This is a genomic window from Flavobacterium silvaticum, assembly GCF_012911565.1.
GTDB classification, from domain to species: domain Bacteria; phylum Bacteroidota; class Bacteroidia; order Flavobacteriales; family Flavobacteriaceae; genus Flavobacterium; species Flavobacterium silvaticum.
The window spans coordinates 31,254-48,923 of the sequence record NZ_JAAMPU010000100.1 but is presented as its reverse complement, the minus strand read 5'-3'; the positions used below and the strand labels follow the sequence as shown (position 1 = coordinate 48,923).

General features: G+C 43.5%; 17 protein-coding genes. 14 read left to right on the top strand and 3 right to left on the bottom strand.

Annotation, left to right across the window (positions count from 1 at the left end; translation table 11 throughout):
• The first annotated feature begins 58 nt into the window (after nucleotides 1-58).
• From G6047_RS04685 to G6047_RS04670, 4 genes are read left to right on the top strand one after another with little or no spacing between them, the layout of a single operon-like run.
• The gene (locus G6047_RS04685; RefSeq protein WP_169526326.1) at nucleotides 59-1,168 is read left to right on the top strand and encodes an SRPBCC family protein; all 1,110 of its coding nucleotides are present in this window, start codon (nucleotides 59-61) and stop codon (nucleotides 1,166-1,168) included.
• A 57-nt stretch (nucleotides 1,169-1,225) separates the two neighbouring features.
• Nucleotides 1,226-1,774, top strand: a complete 549-nt coding sequence (locus G6047_RS04680; RefSeq protein WP_169526437.1) for an RNA polymerase sigma factor — start codon at nucleotides 1,226-1,228, stop codon at nucleotides 1,772-1,774.
• Between the two features lie 2 nt (nucleotides 1,775-1,776).
• On the top strand, nucleotides 1,777-2,196 hold the full coding sequence (locus G6047_RS04675; protein ID WP_169526325.1) for a hypothetical protein: 420 nt from the start codon (nucleotides 1,777-1,779) through the stop codon (nucleotides 2,194-2,196).
• 5 nt (nucleotides 2,197-2,201) lie between these two features.
• The gene (locus G6047_RS04670; protein ID WP_169526324.1) at nucleotides 2,202-2,660 is read left to right on the top strand and encodes a sensor of ECF-type sigma factor; all 459 of its coding nucleotides are present in this window, start codon (nucleotides 2,202-2,204) and stop codon (nucleotides 2,658-2,660) included.
• Here the strand turns inward: G6047_RS04670 and G6047_RS04665 are convergent, their stop codons facing one another.
• Nucleotides 2,661-3,701, bottom strand: a complete 1,041-nt coding sequence (locus G6047_RS04665; protein WP_169526323.1) for a WD40/YVTN/BNR-like repeat-containing protein — start codon at nucleotides 3,699-3,701, stop codon at nucleotides 2,661-2,663.
• Nucleotides 3,702-3,810: 109 nt separating this feature from the next.
• Between G6047_RS04665 and G6047_RS04660 the strand changes: the two genes are divergently transcribed.
• From G6047_RS04660 to G6047_RS04645, 4 genes are all read left to right on the top strand, one after another.
• Nucleotides 3,811-5,067, top strand: coding sequence for a hypothetical protein (locus G6047_RS04660; protein ID WP_169526322.1), 1,257 nt, complete (start codon nucleotides 3,811-3,813; stop codon nucleotides 5,065-5,067).
• Nucleotides 5,068-5,191: 124 nt separating this feature from the next.
• Nucleotides 5,192-7,174, top strand: a complete 1,983-nt coding sequence (locus G6047_RS04655; RefSeq protein WP_169526321.1) for a KUP/HAK/KT family potassium transporter — start codon at nucleotides 5,192-5,194, stop codon at nucleotides 7,172-7,174.
• Between the two features lie 60 nt (nucleotides 7,175-7,234).
• Nucleotides 7,235-8,452, top strand: coding sequence for an RsmB/NOP family class I SAM-dependent RNA methyltransferase (locus G6047_RS04650; protein WP_169526320.1), 1,218 nt, complete (start codon nucleotides 7,235-7,237; stop codon nucleotides 8,450-8,452).
• Between the two features lie 8 nt (nucleotides 8,453-8,460).
• Nucleotides 8,461-9,555 carry an endonuclease gene (locus G6047_RS04645; RefSeq protein ID WP_169526319.1) on the top strand — a complete coding sequence of 365 codons (1,095 nt, stop codon included), beginning with the start codon at nucleotides 8,461-8,463 and terminating at the stop codon, nucleotides 9,553-9,555.
• Nucleotides 9,556-9,631: 76 nt separating this feature from the next.
• Here G6047_RS04645 and rho read toward each other — a convergent pair whose 3' ends face one another.
• Nucleotides 9,632-11,362, bottom strand: a complete 1,731-nt coding sequence (gene rho, locus G6047_RS04640; protein ID WP_169526318.1) for a transcription termination factor Rho — start codon at nucleotides 11,360-11,362, stop codon at nucleotides 9,632-9,634.
• A gap of 171 nt (nucleotides 11,363-11,533) precedes the next feature.
• Between rho and G6047_RS04635 the strand changes: the two genes are divergently transcribed.
• The 4 genes from G6047_RS04635 to G6047_RS04620 all read left to right on the top strand — a co-directional run bounded on the left by G6047_RS04635 (nucleotide 11,534) and on the right by G6047_RS04620 (nucleotide 14,763).
• Nucleotides 11,534-11,944, top strand: coding sequence for a DUF4293 family protein (locus G6047_RS04635; RefSeq protein ID WP_169526317.1), 411 nt, complete (start codon nucleotides 11,534-11,536; stop codon nucleotides 11,942-11,944).
• A gap of 133 nt (nucleotides 11,945-12,077) precedes the next feature.
• Nucleotides 12,078-12,740 carry a response regulator transcription factor gene (locus tag G6047_RS04630; protein WP_169526316.1) on the top strand — a complete coding sequence of 221 codons (663 nt, stop codon included), beginning with the start codon at nucleotides 12,078-12,080 and terminating at the stop codon, nucleotides 12,738-12,740.
• A gap of 11 nt (nucleotides 12,741-12,751) precedes the next feature.
• Nucleotides 12,752-13,027 carry a hypothetical protein gene (locus G6047_RS04625; protein ID WP_169526315.1) on the top strand — a complete coding sequence of 92 codons (276 nt, stop codon included), beginning with the start codon at nucleotides 12,752-12,754 and terminating at the stop codon, nucleotides 13,025-13,027.
• A 50-nt stretch (nucleotides 13,028-13,077) separates the two neighbouring features.
• Complete coding sequence (locus G6047_RS04620; protein WP_169526314.1) at nucleotides 13,078-14,763, top strand: sensor histidine kinase; 1,686 nt, start codon at nucleotides 13,078-13,080, stop codon at nucleotides 14,761-14,763.
• Here G6047_RS04620 and G6047_RS04615 read toward each other — a convergent pair.
• Nucleotides 14,746-15,246, bottom strand: a complete 501-nt coding sequence (locus G6047_RS04615) for a metallophosphoesterase family protein (protein ID WP_169526313.1) — start codon at nucleotides 15,244-15,246, stop codon at nucleotides 14,746-14,748. The genes G6047_RS04620 and G6047_RS04615 overlap by 18 nt on opposite strands.
• A 288-nt stretch (nucleotides 15,247-15,534) precedes the next feature.
• Here G6047_RS04615 and truA point away from each other — a divergent pair, with 288 nt between their 5' ends.
• Nucleotides 15,535-16,275, top strand: coding sequence for a tRNA pseudouridine(38-40) synthase TruA (gene truA, locus G6047_RS04610; protein ID WP_169526312.1), 741 nt, complete (start codon nucleotides 15,535-15,537; stop codon nucleotides 16,273-16,275).
• Between the two features lie 201 nt (nucleotides 16,276-16,476).
• Nucleotides 16,477-17,586, top strand: a complete 1,110-nt coding sequence (locus tag G6047_RS04605) for a hypothetical protein (RefSeq protein ID WP_169526311.1) — start codon at nucleotides 16,477-16,479, stop codon at nucleotides 17,584-17,586.
• Nucleotides 17,587-17,670: the final 84 nt, after the last annotated feature.

Genomic DNA, 17,670 nt, shown 5'->3' with positions numbered 1-17,670 from the left:
CTTTGATTTTCATCTGTCGTTGCTTACATTTACCATACAACTTTAACCGGCGGCCAATATGCGCATCCTGAAATACCTGTTTCTATTATTGCTGCTTTTCCTGATTTCGGTCAGTGTTTTCGTCGCCACTTCAAAGGGAACATTTTCGGTCGAACGAAGCCGGATCATCAATTTACCAAGACCGGTCGTATTCTCTTACGCCAGCGATTTCAGGAACTGGGAAAATTTCGGTACGTGGCCCATCAATAAAAAAGAAGCGAGGTTCGATTATCCGGCAATGACATCTGGTAAAGGGGCATCCTATTCATGGGAATCTTCCGAAGGCGACGGAAAAGTAAAAACGTTATACGTAAAGGAAAACGACAGTCTTTTCCAGCGCATGGAATTCAACGGGGCTTTATCTGACATTTCGTGGAAATTCAAGGATACGGTCGGCGGGACAAAAGTGACCTGGCGTGGGAAAGGCCGTATGAGCTTCATGTATAAGGTGAAGGCGGTTGCGGAAGGTGGGATTGAAAAACTGATTTCGGCACTATCGGAACAAAGCCTTATCGACCTTGACAAAACACTTCAAAAGGAAATAGCGACTTTCAAGGTTATCCCGAATGGAATCAAAGACCTGGCTTCGGTCGGTTATCTGCAACAAACCATTTCAAGTAAAATTGATCTCGCACCATCGAATATCCGGATCATGTTGGCCAAGATGTATTATTTTTTCAAAAAGAACAAGCTCGAAGCGGCCGGAAATCCGTTTGTGATTTATGACAGATATGACGGCCCTAACAATCATTGCCGTTTTTCTGTCTGCATGCCCATTGCCGAAGAAGTCCACATTTCTGACGGAAGCGACATCCAATATGCCGAAATTCCAAAAATGAGTTGTGCCAAAGTAACCCTTACCGGAGATTTATCACATTTGCCCGAAGCACGAAAGAAAGCCACTGAATATCTTACGGCGAACAATTTAGTTGCATTGCCAAAATACCGTTGGATAGAAGTCATAACAAAAGGAATCAACCAAACAAACCGGCCTTCCCAATGGATTACAGAACTGTATTATCCCGTTGGCGTGTATGATGAACATGTCGTAACAGATTCAACTTTGGTCCAGACTCCAACACTTCCAGTCCAACGTCCAGCCGCTACGGTTCGCGACACTGCGAGATAAATTAGCCGAATGATTTAAACTTTTCTTTCCAAACCGTATCAAAGGCCGCGAATCATGATTTTGGAAGACAGGGAAATCGTAGCGAAATTATTGGATCCGGCCACACAGGACGTGGCTTTCCGTGAACTCATCAGTGAGTATAAACGGCCGCTTTATTCCCATATCAGGTCCATAGTCATCGATCATGATGATGCCGATGACGTATTACAGAACACATTCGTAAAGGTTTTCCAGCACGTCAAAGGATTTAAAGGCGAAAGCCGGTTGTTCTCCTGGGTGTATCGGATCGCGACGAATGAAGCCCTGACGTTCATCAGGCAAAAGAAAAGGAAAACCGGAATTGGAGATGAAGCTTCTCACGAAAGGACTTTCCAGAATTTAAAAGCCGATACGTATTTTGATGGCGATGAAATCCAGACAAAACTGCTTGAAGCAGTCGAAAAGCTGCCCGATAAACAGAAACTCGTCTTCCGGATGAAATATTTCGAGGAACTGAAATACGAAGAGATGTCGGAAATACTTGGCACATCGGTTGGTGCTTTGAAAGCATCTTACCATCACGCCGTAAAAAAAATAGAAGATTATGTCACACGTGAACGCAATTGACCATGAAAGAATTTAAACTTGACGAAACCAAAAAAATAAACATCGGTTTTAAGACACCCGAAGGTTACTTCGATTCGCTTGAAGACCGTATCATGCAACGCATAAACGAACTGCCGGAAGCAAAAGAAACACGCATTATTCCCTTGTATCGCCGCAAAATATGGATGTATGCAACGGCGGCGATGATAGTCATCGCACTCGGAACCGCTTTTTTCCTTGAGAAATCGGTCGATGATGTTCCGGACCATGAAGTCCTTGAAAACTATCTGGCTTATCAGACTTCGCTCAATCAATTCGATTTGCTCAATGTTCTTGATACCGAAGACATCCGTGCCATTCAGACAGAACTTCCCGTAGAAGACAAAGACATCGAAGCATTCATTTCTGACAATCCCGATTTTGAACCTATATTAACAGAATAGCCTATATGAAAACTAAAATTTTAATCCCAGTACTCTGTCTGTTGTTCTCCTCTGCCCTTTTCGCCCAGGGCGGCCGTTTGCTGAAGGAGAAAAAAGAAGAACTCAAATCGGTCAAGGTGGCATTCATTACCGATGCACTTGACCTCACGACTGCCGAAGCCCAGAAATTCTGGCCTGTCTATAATAAATTCGAAGACGATCAATTCGCACTGCGTCAGCAAAAAATGGAAGCTTATAAAGACCGGATGAACGACGGTTCTCTGGAAACAATGACCGAAAAAGAAGCGGTGACTATGTTGGGCCAGATGGAAGAAACGGAAGCCGATTTATATCAGCTCAAGAAAAAGCTTATCGCCGATTTGAAAACCATCATTCCGGCAAAAAAGATAATCCTTCTTAAAAAGGCCGAGGAAGATTTTAACCGCAAGCTTTTACAGCAATACCGAAAGAAACGCGATAAATGATCAAGGTTTCAACGTGATTTTTACAATTTTGTTCTTTCCCGCAGCAAACAAAGTAGTTTGGTCTTTGACGACAAGGGTGTAAAGCGTATAATCGTTGAGCATCAATTTCCATGTTTCGCCTGAATCTTCAGAATAAAACAATCCCGTTGCCCCCACGCTCCATAGTTTTTTGCCCATGCTTCCCGGAACATATTGAATACACGAAGCATACCCGAAAGGTTTATCCTGAGCCATGACTTTCCAGGTTTTCCCACCATCAAGAGTCATGGCTTTGTTATTGACGTTACTTGTGGGTTTGGAATAATCGCCACCAGCAACAAAGCCGGTTTTGGAATCGTAAAAATCAGAGGTGAAAATCCCAGTCATTCTTTCTCCTTTTACAATTGGCGTATCGAATACTTTCCAGGTTTTGCCTTTATCTGAGGTGTGGAAAATACGTGAATGACTGCCTCCGCTCACGACCCACGCATTGTTTCCGTGAATCGAAATGTTGGTGTTGCTCGATGCAAATGCGGCTTCTCCATTGTTTATTTTGGGCAACAAACTACAATCGATCTTATGCCAGTTTTTACCTGAATCTCTTGTAATCAATATGGACAGGCAATTTTCAACCGGATCGCCAATGGCAATTCCTTCGCGGTCGTTCCAGAATTTCATGCTGTCGTAGAATGTTTTCTTATTCGAATCTGAATGACGCTGGGCTTTCTGCTTTCCGTCTTTCCCGACCTCAAAAAGAAATGCAGGACTTCCTGCGTTTAAAAGGAATACACTGTTTTTGGTTATGGCGATGCTTCGCAGATCAAGTGTGTCGGGTTCCAATTTGTTTTCACTGCTGATATTTTTATCCAGATCGATGAAACCATATCTCGAACCCGTTGCTGCAAACCACAGTCTGTTTCCGTCGAGGGCCAAAGCACGGCATCCGAAATTGCCTTTGAAAATTGTATCGACCTGAACCGACTGATCCAGTTCAAATGATGGGTTTTCCTTAATAGGAATAAGCATTGACAGCCAAACAGCCGCTAGTATCAAAAATCTCATAAAAGCTAAATAAATCATAAAGATACGCATCTGGGCCATGTGAGTCGCAATTTTAAATCCGGTGGCACAGTGTTTGGAATCGGCACTTCAAGAAATAACCAATACCATTATGAAAACTTCGATTTTTACCTTCGCACTGGCTCTGATCCTAAGTTCAGGCCAACTTTTTGCCCAGGACCGTACTACGGTAACGGCAAAGAATTACGATATCAGCGATAACTTAGACTTGCGCGCTGTCGCTTCCCTCTTTGGGGAATCCAGAAATCTGGAAGAATTTGAACAAAAGCTGAACGATCCTTCCCTCCAAATCTCCAATCTTGACCTTAATGGCGACAACCAGGTCGATTACCTGCGGGTTATTGAATCTACAGAGAACAATATCCACGTTGTGATTATCCAATCGGTACTTGACAAAGATGTCTATCAGGACGTTGCAACCGTAGAAGTCGAAAAGACGGGTTCTGATATCCAGGTTCAGGTTGTAGGTGATTCTTATCTGTACGGACCTAATTATATCTACCAACCGGTTTACGTCACTACTCCCTACATTTACTCTTCTTTTTGGGTGATTGGTTACAGACCATATATTTCAAGCTGGTACTGGGGTTACTATCCGTCATACTATCATTATTGGGCTCCGATTCCCGTTTACAGATACCACAACCACGTTCACAACCACATAAATATCCACAACACATACAACTATGTCAATGTCAGGAATGTGCGTAATGTGGCCGCAATTACAAGACCGTATCGTGGAAACGGCTGGGAAACCAGAAATCCCGGACGTGGTTTTGAAACCAGGAATGCAGGTATGACCAATCGTCATGATTTGGATCGTTCCCGGGGAAATTCCCGCAACACGCTATCTGCTCCATCCGGAAGAAACACGACTGCCAATGTAAACGGAAGGAATTCACAACGAAACAATTCAGCATCTGTCGGAAATACAAGAAAATCCAATTTGTCGACTACAGTAAGCAGGACAAAAACACCGTCTGCAACAGTTAAAAATACCGGAGCACGTGATAATACATCTGTCAGAAACCAGGATTTACAACCGAATCGTTCCGTGCGAAATGAAACCAAAATCCCACAATCTGCTCCGGTTCGGTCAACCGTTAGCCAACCTGTAAGCACACCGCGTGAAAACACAAGACAATCGGTCCCGAATCAAAGTACTCCGCGTTCTTATTCAGCTCCTACACAACAAAGAAGTGTCAGTAGCCCGCAACGTTCGGCTCCGGCAGTACAACAGCCACAGCGTACACAGGTGAGCAGCCCGCAACGTTCAGCCCCGGTTCAGCAACAATCGGCCGCTCCCCAAAGGCAAAGTGGTAATGAAGGTGGTGGAAGAAGAAGATAAAACCTCGAAAATCAAAGCATCCGTAACAGGGTGCTTTTTTTATGCTTTTTCAAAAAAGGGGCATTTACAGAATAACATTGCCCTAATAGTCATAAATTTGCATCGTAATTCGACGGAAAGATAAATGAATGCACAACACAGCGGTCTCCACAATAAACTGACTTTTGCAGGTTTATTGATTACTTTGGGGATCATTTACGGTGACATAGGCACTTCTCCCCTCTATGTTATGAAAGCCATTGTAGGCGATCACCCCATAAATGCAGATGTAGTTCTAGGAGGAATTTCCTGCATATTCTGGACACTGACACTTCAAACCACAATCAAATACGTAATCATTACCCTAAGCGCCGATAACCATGGCGAAGGTGGAATCTTTGCCTTATACGCATTAGTAAGGCGTACCAAGGTCAAATGGCTTATCATTCCTGCTGTCATTGGAGGAAGCGCATTACTGGCAGACGGAATCATTACACCTCCCATCTCGGTTTCTTCGGCAGTCGAAGGTATACGGACATTCTATCCGGAGATAAATACTGTCCCGATAGTTATTGCAATTCTGGTGATTTTGTTCACTATACAGCAATTCGGAACCAAGCTTGTCGGTAAGTTCTTTGCCCCTATGATGCTCATCTGGTTTGTGATGCTTGGTGTTTTGGGCGTTATACAAATCACGGGACATTTAGCTGTTTTTAAAGCACTGAACCCGTATTATGCCATACATTTATTACAGATACATCCCGATGGCTTTTACGTACTCGGGTTCGTTTTTCTTTGTACCACAGGAGCTGAAGCGTTATATTCAGACATGGGTCACTGTGGACGCAAGAACATCCGCATCAGCTGGATTTTTGTAAAAGCGATGTTGGTACTGAACTACTTCGGACAAGCTGCCTGGCTAATACAACACGAAGGTGAAACACTTCAATCTCTTGGAGGTGATTACGGAAATCCATTTTATCTCATAATGGCAGATTGGTTCCAGCCCGCTGGGATCATCATAGCTACAATGGCTGCAGTAATTGCTTCCCAAGCGTTGATTTCAGGTTCTTTCACACTTATCAATGAGGCCATGCGACTGAGTTTCTGGCCAAAAGTCAAAATCAAATACCCTACGGAACTCAAAGGCCAACTTTATATTCCATCGATCAACTGGTTATTACTGGCTGGCTGTGTCGGCGTAGTGTTGCATTTCCGTGAATCGAGTAATATGGAAGCGGCTTACGGTTTGGCAATTGTCTTATGTATGATAATGACGACCATTTTGCTCAATTATTATATGATAATGAAGCGGCTTCCGTGGTATGTTTTCTCCCCTATAATCACGGTTTACCTGGTCATTGAATTCTGTTTCCTTTTTGCAAACCTGAACAAATTTGCACACGGTGGTTATGTGTCGCTTTTCATTACCTGTGTACTCATAGGAATCATGGCAACCTGGTTCCGTGCCAAGAAAATTTCTAAGAATTATACCAAATTCGTCAAGATCGAGCATTACAAAAAGGTCATGGCGGAACTCAGCGTCGATTTGTCTATCCCAAAATATGCTACGCACTTGGTATACATGACCAATGCGAGCCGGACTGATGAAATCGAAGAAAAAGTAATGATTTCGATTTTACAGAAACGCCCGAAACGAGCCGATATTTATTGGTTTGTCCACGTAAATATCCTCAATGAACCGTATCGGACCGAATATAAAGTAACCGAAGTCATCAAAGACGACTTGTTCCGCATCGATTTCAACATCGGTTTCCGTGAATCGACCAAAATCAGCATGATGTTCCGTGAGGTGTTGCGCGATATGGTGCAAAAAGGCGAAGTCGATGTTACCAGCCGATATGAATCATTGAACAAAAACAATATCATTGGTGATTTCAAGTTCGTCCTGTCTGAAAAATTCCTTTCGAACGACAGCGATCTCCGTTTTGACGAAAAAGTCATTATGAACACCTACTTCTTATTTAAGAAGCTGAGCCTGTCCGAAGAAAAAGCTTTCGGTCTTGACAGTAGTTCGGTAAAAGTAGAAAAGTTCCCGTTGGTGCTGCATCCGCCCGAAAAAATTTCATTGACACGGGTTTACAGCAATTCCAAGCAGGAACATTAATAACGTACAGATAATGTTCAAGATAGAATATTAACTATCTTTGCCGTCCCAATTTAGCACATGAGACTTCACCGCAACCTTGTTTACACTACGATCGACTCACTCAACGCCATCTTCAATGAAGGTGAATACGCCGATAAAGTAGTTGCCCGCGCCCTTAAAAAGGACAAGCGGTGGGGAAGCGCCGACCGTAAGTTTGTAGCAGAAACCATTTATGAGATTGTCCGGTGGAAGCGTCTTTATGCTGAAATTGCCGAGGTCAAAGAACCGTTCAACCGGGAAAACCTGTGGCGTATGTTCGGGGTGTGGGCCGTTTTGAGGGGTTACCCGATTCCGGATTGGACACAACTTCAGGGAACGCCGGAAAGAAAAATCAAAGGCCGGTTCGATGAACTGAGCAAAATCCGCAAATTTCGTGAGTCGATTCCCGATTGGATTGACGAAGTGGGGATCAGCGAATTGGGTGAAGAAACCTGGAACAGGGAAATCGCAGCCCAGAATCAGCCTGCTAAAGTAATTTTACGTGTCAATACGCTTAAAACGACCCGTGAAAAGCTTCGGGCCCTATTGATGGATCTGAACATCGAAACAGAATTCCTCGACAATCAACCTGATGCTTTAGTTCTCAAAGAACGCGCGAACGTGTTCCTTACCGATGCGTTCAAAGAAGGTCTTTTTGAAGTACAGGATGCAAGTTCCCAACTCGTAGCACCATTGCTTGACGTACAGCCCGGAATGCGGGTCGTCGATGCATGTGCGGGTGCGGGAGGAAAAACGCTTCACTTGGCTTCGCTAATGCAGAACAAGGGCCAGTTGATAGCTATGGATCTGTACGAAAGCAAGCTCAAGCAACTGAAACTCCGCGCTAAAAGAAACAGCGCTTTTAATATTGAATACCGAATCATTGATTCAACCAAAGTCATCAAGAAACTTCAGGAAAAAGCCGACAGGGTATTGATTGATGCGCCATGCAGCGGCTTGGGTGTCTTAAAAAGAAACCCCGATGCCAAATGGAAACTCCAGCCTGAATTCATAGACAACATCAGAAAAGTACAAGCAGACGTGCTTGAAAGTTACAGCCGAATGGTCAAACCGGGAGGCAAATTGGTTTATGCTACATGTTCGGTTCTCCCATCTGAGAATCAGGAACAGGTTAGCCGTTTTCTGGCCACAGATGCCGGTAAAAACTTCGAATTGATACAGGATCGAAGCATCCTGGCGTCCGAATCCGGTTTCGACGGGTTCTACATGGCACTCTTACATAAAAAAAACTCATAATCCTTTTCATGAAATTGAAATTTACCCTTGCGGTTTGGGCAATAGTCCAGGTCGCTTTTGCGCAGGATGGCGCCCCGGCATCTCCGTATTACAATGGTTTTGACTTCACCCAGACCGGTATGCCTCTCAAATCGGCTCTGGCGACGAAGATTACAACGACCCACACCCATGAACTCACTTACGCACAGGCAAAAAGTGCGCTCAAAGTGACCGACCTCGATCCGACAGATCCGACACATACCAATTTATTGTTGCTATACGGATTCAGTCCGAACACCTGTCCGACATCTTCATCCGATGACAAAGACCACCGCACGCGTAACACGGATATGGAAGACGATGGAACCGCAGCATCGTGTTTATGGAATCGGGAACATACATTCCCAAAAGCACTCGGAAACCCGGATTTGGGAACCACGGGTCCCGGAGGCGATGCGCACAACCTGCGTGCCTGCGACAAAAAACGCAATGCCGACCGCGACAACGATAAATTCTTTGCCGGAAGCGGAAATTCATTCGAAACCGGGACCAATTGGTATCCGGGTGATGAATGGAAAGGCGATGTGGCGCGTATCATCATGTATATGTATCTCAGATATGGCACCCAATGCCTTCCGACCAATGTGGGTGTAGGATCAACCGTTTCTACAGACAATAATATGCCCGAACTGTTTCTTCAATGGAATGCCGAAGATCCGGTATCGGTGTATGAAGATGCCAGAAACACCTATCTTGGAAATGCCAATAATACCTACGGACAAGGCAACCGCAATCCGTTTATCGATAATCCATACCTGGCAACATTGATTTGGGGCGGACCTGTCGCACAGAATCGCTGGCCTTTCCTTGGAACACAGGATTTAAGTTGGACACAATCGGTTTCCGTATTTCCGAACCCTTCAAATGGAATCGTAAATATCAGCAGTGAGATTGACGTGGAAAACATAAAGATATTTTCCGTGAACGGACAATTAATCCAATCCTTTGAAAATCCGGTGTTTTCCAACCATGTGTTTTCTGTCGGAAATCTGCCAAAAGGGTTTTACCTGATGCAATTGAAAGCTTCAGGTTCAGAAGTTGTCCGGAAAGTCATCGTCAACTAAATCTGAAAATATCAGGAATAAAAAATCCCGGAACCTGAATGATTCCGGGATTTTTTATGGTTGCTTCAGAAGATTATCAATCATTCATCGAAATCAGGAATTCTTCATTATTACGGGTCTTCTTAAATCTGTCGTTAATGAAATCCATCGCTTCCACCGGATTCATATCAGACAGATACTTACGCATGATCCACATACGCTGTAACGTAGTATCATCAAGTAATAAATCATCGCGTCTGGTACTCGAAGACATAAGATCGATAGCCGGGAAAATACGTTTGTTAGCAATTTTACGGTCGAGCTGTAGCTCCATGTTACCTGTTCCTTTGAATTCCTCGAAGATCACTTCGTCCATTTTGGAGCCCGTATCTGTAAGTGCGGTCGCGATGATACTCAATGAACCGCCATTTTCAACATTCCGTGCAGCCCCGAAGAAACGTTTCGGTTTTTGTAGCGCGTTGGCATCGACACCACCTGAAAGTACTTTTCCGGATGCAGGCTGAACGGTATTGTATGCCCTGGCCAGACGTGTGATCGAATCGAGAAGGATAACGACATCGTGCCCGCATTCCACAAGTCTCTTCGCTTTTTCAAGGACGATATTGGCAATTTTTACGTGTTCCTGTGGTTCGCGGTCAAACGTTGAGGCGATAACTTCTCCACGGACACTACGCTGCATGTCGGTGACTTCTTCCGGGCGTTCATCTATAAGGAGTACAAGCAGATATGCCTCCGGATGATTCGCCGCGATCGCATTGGCTACATCCTTCAAAAGCATGGTTTTACCCGTTTTGGGCTGGGCGACAATCATACCGCGCTGGCCTTTCCCGATTGGGGAAAACAAGTCAATGATACGTGTGGATATAGTGCTTTGTTTTTCGGCTAACTTGAATTTTTCGGTAGGGAAAACCGGAGTCAGGTGCTCGAACGATATCCTGTCGCGAACCACTTGCGGATCATGCCCGTTGATTTTGAGGACACGAACCAACGGAAAGAATTTTTCTCCTTCTTTCGGCGGACGAACTACACCTTTCACGGTATCGCCGGTTTTCAATCCGAACAAGCGGATTTGTGACGTTGAAAGATAAATATCATCCGGAGATGCGAGATAGTTATAATCGGACGAACGTAAAAAACCATATCCGTCCGGCATCATCTCAAGTACGCCTTCACTTTCTATGATTCCGTCGAATTCATAATCTGAATCGCGGTAATTTGTGGTTTTCTTATCCTTGAACTTCTGATATTGAAAGCCCGGATTTCCAGGATTCTGGACGTTTTGTTGTCCATTTCCGTTTCCGTTGTTATTCTGGTTTTGGTTATTATGCTGATGACGTTGTTGTTGCTGTTGCTTTTGGAATTTCTGCTGAGGTTTTTCGACAGGTGTTTCAGGCGATTGTGAAGCAACAACTTCCGGAGCTTTTTCTTCAGGAACCGAAATAGGTGCAGCAGCTTCTACCCTGACTTCCTGCGGCTGATTTTTATTCAGTTTGAAACCGGGCTTGCGACCGCGCTTTTTTTGCTGGTTTTCTTCCGGAGCCTGATTTGGTTCAGGAAATGGCAAAGTTTGCTCAGCGACAACAGGTTCGGGAGTTGGAGACTGGTTTTTATCAGACGTGATTCTCGCCCGTTTTTGTCGTGTTTCGGCGTTTTTTTCAGATCCGTTTGATGAAGCCGAAGCATCATGGTCCAGAATCTGGTTTATAAGGGTTTCCTTTTTGACGCCATTGAATTTAATACGGCGTTGCTTGGCAAGATCCTGAAGCTCTGGCAGCTTCATTTCTTTTAGTACGGAACTATCTAACATCAAAAAAAGATGGGGTTAATTTGAAAGGAGTGTAAAATACAAGGTGAGTATTAAAAGGTTGCCGCATGGTGAAGTACTTTCGGCTTCCTTACTGCAATATTACAAATAAATTTGATTTGCAACTAGAATTATAAAAAAAGAAAAATTATTTTTGCGATCATAATTCAGGTAATGATACAACGCATACAAACGGTTTATCTTTTTTTGGTCCTCCTTGTGGCCGGAGTTTTACCTTTTGTGTTCCCGCTTTGGAAAACTGACGGAAAGGATTTTTATTTCGCCTCTTCCCTCACGTATTCTTCATTATTCGGATTATCAGCAACATTGGCGCTTCTGGCGTTATTGTTCTATCAAAAAAGACAGCATCAGTTTGTCATTGACAGGCTGAATATCATATTAAATTTAATTTTGTTGGGATTGTTTCTGTATCGGTCACTAAATCTATCTGGAGAAGCGGCTAACGTTTCAGAGAAAGGTATTGGGATGTTCCTTCCTTTTATTTCCATCGTTTTGCTTGTTTTGGCAAACCGCGCCATAAAAAAGGATGAAGATCTCGTAAAATCTGTTGACAGATTGAGATAATCCAATGAAACTTAGTTTATTAGTGCGAAGAAAACCCGGATGTAAATTCCGGGTTTTTTTGTTGAAATATCCCTGAATATAGGGATACATAAACAGCATTAAATTGTTTAGATTTGAAGGGAACAAACACCACATGCATTCCAAAATCAAAATTTACCTGGCCGACGACCATCAGTTGTTGCTTGATGGCTTAGTAGCAGTTTTAGGCAACTCACCTGAGTTCGAAATTGTCGGCACAGCCATGAATGGCGAAGACCTGATCCAAAAAGCGACAGCTTCCAACGCAGACATACTTGTGATGGATATCAATATGCCTGTGCGCGACGGAATAGAAGTATTAAAGGAATTTGCCGCCCTGCCCCAGCCTTTCCGCATCATTGTCCTTTCAAGTTATGACGAAATCAAGCTTATCCGAGAGGTAATGAAACTGGGAGCCAGTAGTTACCTGACCAAACAATGCGCAGGCGAAAATATCATCGAAGCAGTTGAGGCGGTTCAACGTGGCGAAGAATATTTCTGCAAGACCGTACGTGAAAAAATATTCAACTCGTTTGCAGGAAATAATCCGAAAATCAACTCTTCTGGTCCTAACTACAACCTGCCTCTTACCGAACGTGAAATTGAAATACTGAAATTGCTATCGTTGGAATACAGCGGAAAACAGATAAGTGAATTCCTGTTCATCAGTTTCCATACTGTCGAAAGCCATCGCAAGAACCTATTGAAGAAAATCAATGTAAAGTCTACAGTCGGCCTTGTAAAATATGCAATAAAACACCAATTGATCAACCCCTAAAACCAAACATTATGAACCTAATCACAAATTACAGTATCAGCTACCAAAACTCAGGATATGACTATTTGGTGGAATTTGACATGCCTAACAATTGCACGTGCAAAAAAATAACCGGCGTTGGTAAAAACACTATAGAAGTTACGCTTCCGAGCGGCCAGGTACCTTCTCCCACAATGATAACCAAACAACTCACTTTTACCGGTACCGCTACGGGCATTGAAGTAGGTTTTGACCAGATTTGCAATGGGATAAGTTATAAAAAACCAACCATGGTGGTCACGATATAATCTTGGGGCGAACCTCTGTCATACTAGTATTACAATGCCTTTTGATTTCATTGGCATTACCCTGTCACGCGACATCTTCACCAGATTCGCTTCAGATATACATAGACAAGTATGATTATGTAGGTGCAAGAAATTTTGCCAACCGATTCTGCGAAAAAGCCTGGAGGAACAAAGAATATCTTTCCTACACAAAATGCCTTATAGCGCATGCGGAAATGTATGTACTTGTAAATGATCCGGAAGCTTCCCACAAATTATTATTCGAAGGCCTAAGGAAAGTCGAACAGGCAAATTTGCTGGTTCCCCAGGTTATGATTCGAAACCGAATCGGGGCCATATTTGCAAAATCCGAAAGTTACAGGGCATCTATGAAATATATGCGCTCTGCCTGGCAATTAAGCTTGCAGACGCATAACGACAGCCTGATTTCGCGATGTGAGCAAAGTATTTTCTACAGCTATCTTATGATGCATGTACGGGACAGCTCAAAATATTTTTCTGACCGAATCTATAAATATGCGAAAAAGACAAAGGATAATTCAGAATTCCATCGCGCCCATACCAATATATGCGCCTATTATTTTGAATTCGAGGAATATGATATCGGTAAAAAATATCTTGATTCCTCTGTCTATTATGCTAACCGAACCGCTAATCCGCAAATTATAGAAGATGCATCAATGAATGCGGCGGCATTTTACGTTAAGCCCTTTAAGAATTATGCTGCCGCTAAAAAAATTTATGATAAATATTTCCAGGATCACGCTTCCGATACGACTTCTTCGGCCATGGCAAATTTTTATCATACCTATTCTGAAATCCTTGAAAAAACAGGTCATCCTGATGAAGCCATAACCTATCTCAATAAAGCGATCGCTATCAAAGAAAAAGCATATGCCGCCGATAGGGATCGATTGGTGTGGAACATCGAAAGCAAATACAAAATCAAGAAAATAGAAGACGGATTTGCCAAAAAGAATAAGATCATGCTTATCATCCTTGCAGTGCTCATCCTCACGCTGATCCTTTTCTATTTCTACATGCAGAACACCCGCCTCAAGCAAAAGAACAAGCTGCAGTTGCTCCAAAACGAAACCCAGCAGCAGATTCTCGGTGCTACGCTTGACGGACAGGAAACCGAGCGACACAAAATAGCGGGCGTGCTCCACGACAACATCAGTGCTATGCTGAGTTCGGCGTCTTTACAGTTGAGCGCTTTCTCGGCTGGCAATCCGGATAAATCGGCCGGTGTTTCAAAGGTTCGCGAAATAATAGGGATGGCGCATGAAACCGTAAGGGAATTATCGCACGAGCTTGTGCCGGTACTGCTTTCCAAATTCGGTCTTGCTTATGCTGTCAACGATTTGAGTGAACGCAATTCCACCGATACCCTTTCCATAAAGGCCCAAATGGCGCAGGAAGCCCAAAAAAGATTCGATGCCGAATTTGAAATGAAGGTGTTTTTCATCACATCAGAACTGATCAACAATGTCGTAAAGCACAGTAAGGCCACGGAAGCGTTTGTAAAAATCGGGGCTGACGAAGGCCAGCTTTCCGTTGTTATTTCCGACAATGGGAACGGTTTCAGTTCAGATACTTCATCGGACGGCTTCGGGTTGACCCAAATCAAAGCCAGGGTCGCGGCCATGAAAGGAAAAATCAATATCGATTCCAAACCGGGTGCAGGAACCTCGATACATATCTCATTGCCGATACCGCTAGCCCCGCTTTCCTAATTCGATGATTTCCATATCGCGGATGTCCTTTCCATCGATCACAAACCGAAGCATCGTACGAACCTGATGAAATCCGCTTTTACCTGCAGCGCCGGGATTCAAGTGAAGTAAATCCAGCTTTTTGTCGAACATCACTTTTAATATATGTGAATGGCCGCTGATGAAAATATCCGGTTTTTCGGCGGCGAGTTCCTTTGTGATTCCAGGTGCGTAATTTCCCGGATAACCGCCAATATGAGTGATCCGCACGGACATTCCTTCACATTTGAAAGTATTGTCCAACGGATATTCGAGCCTGGCCGCAGCTCCATCGATGTTCCCATAAACTGCGCGCAATGGTTTCAATGCCTTTATGGAATCGGTAACCGATAAATTCCCAATGTCTCCGGCATGCCAGACTTCATCGGCCTGGGAAACATAGTTGAGGATGACATCATCAATGTGGCCGTGTGTATCTGAAAGAAGAAGGATTTTGACAGGCATGTCGATTACTGGATCATCAAAAGCTAAATTAGTATTTTCCTATTACAAACTTCCCAACTTTCCGATCTTCCAAACTTCCAATCTTCCAAACTTCTTAACTTCCTAACTCTCAAACTCCCAGACTTTCCCGACTTTCCCGACTTTCCCAACTTCCGATCTTCCGAACTCCCGAACTTCCAACTTTCCCAACTTTCCCGACTTTCCCAACTTTCCCGACTTTCCCGACTTCCGATCTTCCGATCTTCCCAACTTCCGAACTCCCAGACTTTTCAACTACCTTTGCACCCCATGCGCTACTTCATCGAATTTTCATACAACGGAACAAACTACCTCGGCTGGCAGGCCCAACCCGACACACCCAAAACCGTTCAGGAAACCTTACAGACCGCCGTTTCTCTTTTGTTGCGTTCCGAGGTGGAACTTGTTGGCGCCGGTCGCACCGATTCAGGCGTACACGCAAGACAGATGTTCGCCCATTTTGATTTTGACGGATTGTTCGAGACCAAAAAACTGATCCACAGACTCAATTCTTTTTTACCCCAGGATATTGCCATCCATTCCATTTTTGCGGTTGCCGATGATGCCCATGCCCGTTTTGATGCGCGCCAACGAACCTACGAATACCACATACACACCCAAAAAGAAGTATTCCTTGAAAACATGAGCCTGTATTATTTCCGCAAGCTCGATGTGGAAGTGATGAACCTTGCGGCACGACAGCTATTGCTTCATGAAGATTTTGAATGTTTTTCAAAGACCAATACAGATGTGCATACGTTCATCTGCCATATTTCCCATGCGGAATGGGTTCGGCATGGCGACCGGTTGGTTTTTACGATAGCTGCCGACAGATTCCTCAGGAATATGGTACGCGCAATAGTGGGTACACTGATACAGGTTGGTTTGGGAAAGACTACGATTGAAGAATTCGTGGCGATCATTGAAAGCCGGAATCGTTCAAAGGCCGGATTTTCGGTACCTGCAAGAGGATTGTACCTGACAAAGGTCGCTTATGATTATGTAGGCTGATTTGTCAGTAGTCCTTTTCTATGTTCAGAATTCCTATTTTTCTACAACAGGACACTAAGTACGTCTTTAATTTCAGATTATCCTGAATGCGGCTTCAAGGTTTTAGATATATACAATTTGTTACGCAATTTTGTGTTACTTAAAATAGCGTAACGGGAAATCGCGTAACAGAAAAGTTTATCCAGAGACGAAAAATAGTTCATGACCCATAAATTGAAACTGAAAGTCATATGCTGTTACCTCCTAGTCATGATCTTGTCAGGTTGTGGAAAGAAACGGGAACAAAATAGCGCGATTCCTTCCGCCTCTACTTCAATCAAAGCTGAAAAGACTGAAACGGACAGGAAAAAGGACATACGATATTCTGATAGCCAGCTCGAAAAATTTCTCGACAGCGTTGGAGGATTGCCTGCTTCTGATTTAATTCAGAAAGCATCTTTCAAAGCCGATTCTACCTTTAAAAATCAAATACAGCCTCAAAAAACCATCGCTCAATCTGATTTTTTGAAACTGAAGAAAGCCATACAGGTAAAAGGAACTGAGAAGTTTCTTGATTTGAAGTCCGCAAAAAACATTTTCGGGAAAATTCAAGATGACAGCTCTTATATTGTTAACGGGAAAATTCCGATTACGGTGTTTTCGTTCGATAAAAGCACAACCGATTTGAATGAATACGCCATTTGCCCGACTTATCCGGATGCAGGCTGGAATTGCAGGATCTATTTCTTTAAGCAGAATAAAATCGTGGCCGAACACAACATCGAGCATCATTACGGACTCGAGCTGGAACATTACAAAGACGCCGACGGAAAAACGATCATTTACTACAAACAGAATTTTGGAACCGGAACCGGAATATGGCAATACAATTTTTATTTCTACAAATATTACGATGACCAACTCATTCCGATACTGAACGTACTTGAAAACGGCAATCTGCAAAGGCCATGGGGCTTACGCATGTATTGGCTTGAGACATTCGTGAAAAAGACTTCTCCTTTAACGTTGAAGATGGTATATTACCAGGAATTGTATGATTCTATTGGCAACGAAGCCAGGATTATTGACGATTCGACTTTTGTCCGGTATTCCTGGAATGAAAATTCAAAGACGCTTGTGGGCGATTATGAAAAGAGCGACATTACCGAACCGCAAACCGTATCCTATTATCTTTCCGACAACGAACTGGTATTTATCAATTCGTATCATTCCACCCTAAAAGCATGTCTCAAAGACAAATCGAAACGAAAACTGACTTTGGATTACTTGAACCAAGTCAAAAACCATTACCGTAAAAATTCAGTAAAATGATTCCAATTAACACAGCAGCCCTAGCCCCGATAGAGCATAAAGCTTGCTGCCTTTGCCCCGTAATTTTCCCGAAACGCCAAATCA

Excerpts from the sequence above, each read along its gene's own strand:
- G6047_RS04685 (WP_169526326.1), top strand. The coding sequence starts at position 59 with ATGCGCATCCTGAAATACCTGTTTCTATTATTGCTGCTTTTCCTGATT.
- G6047_RS04615 (WP_169526313.1), bottom strand. The coding sequence starts at position 15,246 with ATGCCTGTCAAAATCCTTCTTCTTTCAGATACACACGGCCACATTGAT.
- G6047_RS04675 (WP_169526325.1), top strand. The coding sequence starts at position 1,777 with ATGAAAGAATTTAAACTTGACGAAACCAAAAAAATAAACATCGGTTTT.
- G6047_RS04625 (WP_169526315.1), top strand. The coding sequence starts at position 12,752 with ATGAACCTAATCACAAATTACAGTATCAGCTACCAAAACTCAGGATAT.
- G6047_RS04660 (WP_169526322.1), top strand. The coding sequence starts at position 3,811 with ATGAAAACTTCGATTTTTACCTTCGCACTGGCTCTGATCCTAAGTTCA.
- G6047_RS04650 (WP_169526320.1), top strand. The coding sequence starts at position 7,235 with ATGAGACTTCACCGCAACCTTGTTTACACTACGATCGACTCACTCAAC.
- G6047_RS04630 (WP_169526316.1), top strand. The coding sequence starts at position 12,078 with ATGCATTCCAAAATCAAAATTTACCTGGCCGACGACCATCAGTTGTTG.
- truA (WP_169526312.1), top strand. The coding sequence starts at position 15,535 with ATGCGCTACTTCATCGAATTTTCATACAACGGAACAAACTACCTCGGC.
- G6047_RS04665 (WP_169526323.1), bottom strand. The coding sequence starts at position 3,701 with ATGAGATTTTTGATACTAGCGGCTGTTTGGCTGTCAATGCTTATTCCT.
- G6047_RS04605 (WP_169526311.1), top strand. The coding sequence starts at position 16,477 with ATGACCCATAAATTGAAACTGAAAGTCATATGCTGTTACCTCCTAGTC.
- rho (WP_169526318.1), bottom strand. The coding sequence starts at position 11,362 with ATGTTAGATAGTTCCGTACTAAAAGAAATGAAGCTGCCAGAGCTTCAG.
- G6047_RS04655 (WP_169526321.1), top strand. The coding sequence starts at position 5,192 with ATGAATGCACAACACAGCGGTCTCCACAATAAACTGACTTTTGCAGGT.
- G6047_RS04635 (WP_169526317.1), top strand. The coding sequence starts at position 11,534 with ATGATACAACGCATACAAACGGTTTATCTTTTTTTGGTCCTCCTTGTG.
- G6047_RS04670 (WP_169526324.1), top strand. The coding sequence starts at position 2,202 with ATGAAAACTAAAATTTTAATCCCAGTACTCTGTCTGTTGTTCTCCTCT.
- G6047_RS04645 (WP_169526319.1), top strand. The coding sequence starts at position 8,461 with ATGAAATTGAAATTTACCCTTGCGGTTTGGGCAATAGTCCAGGTCGCT.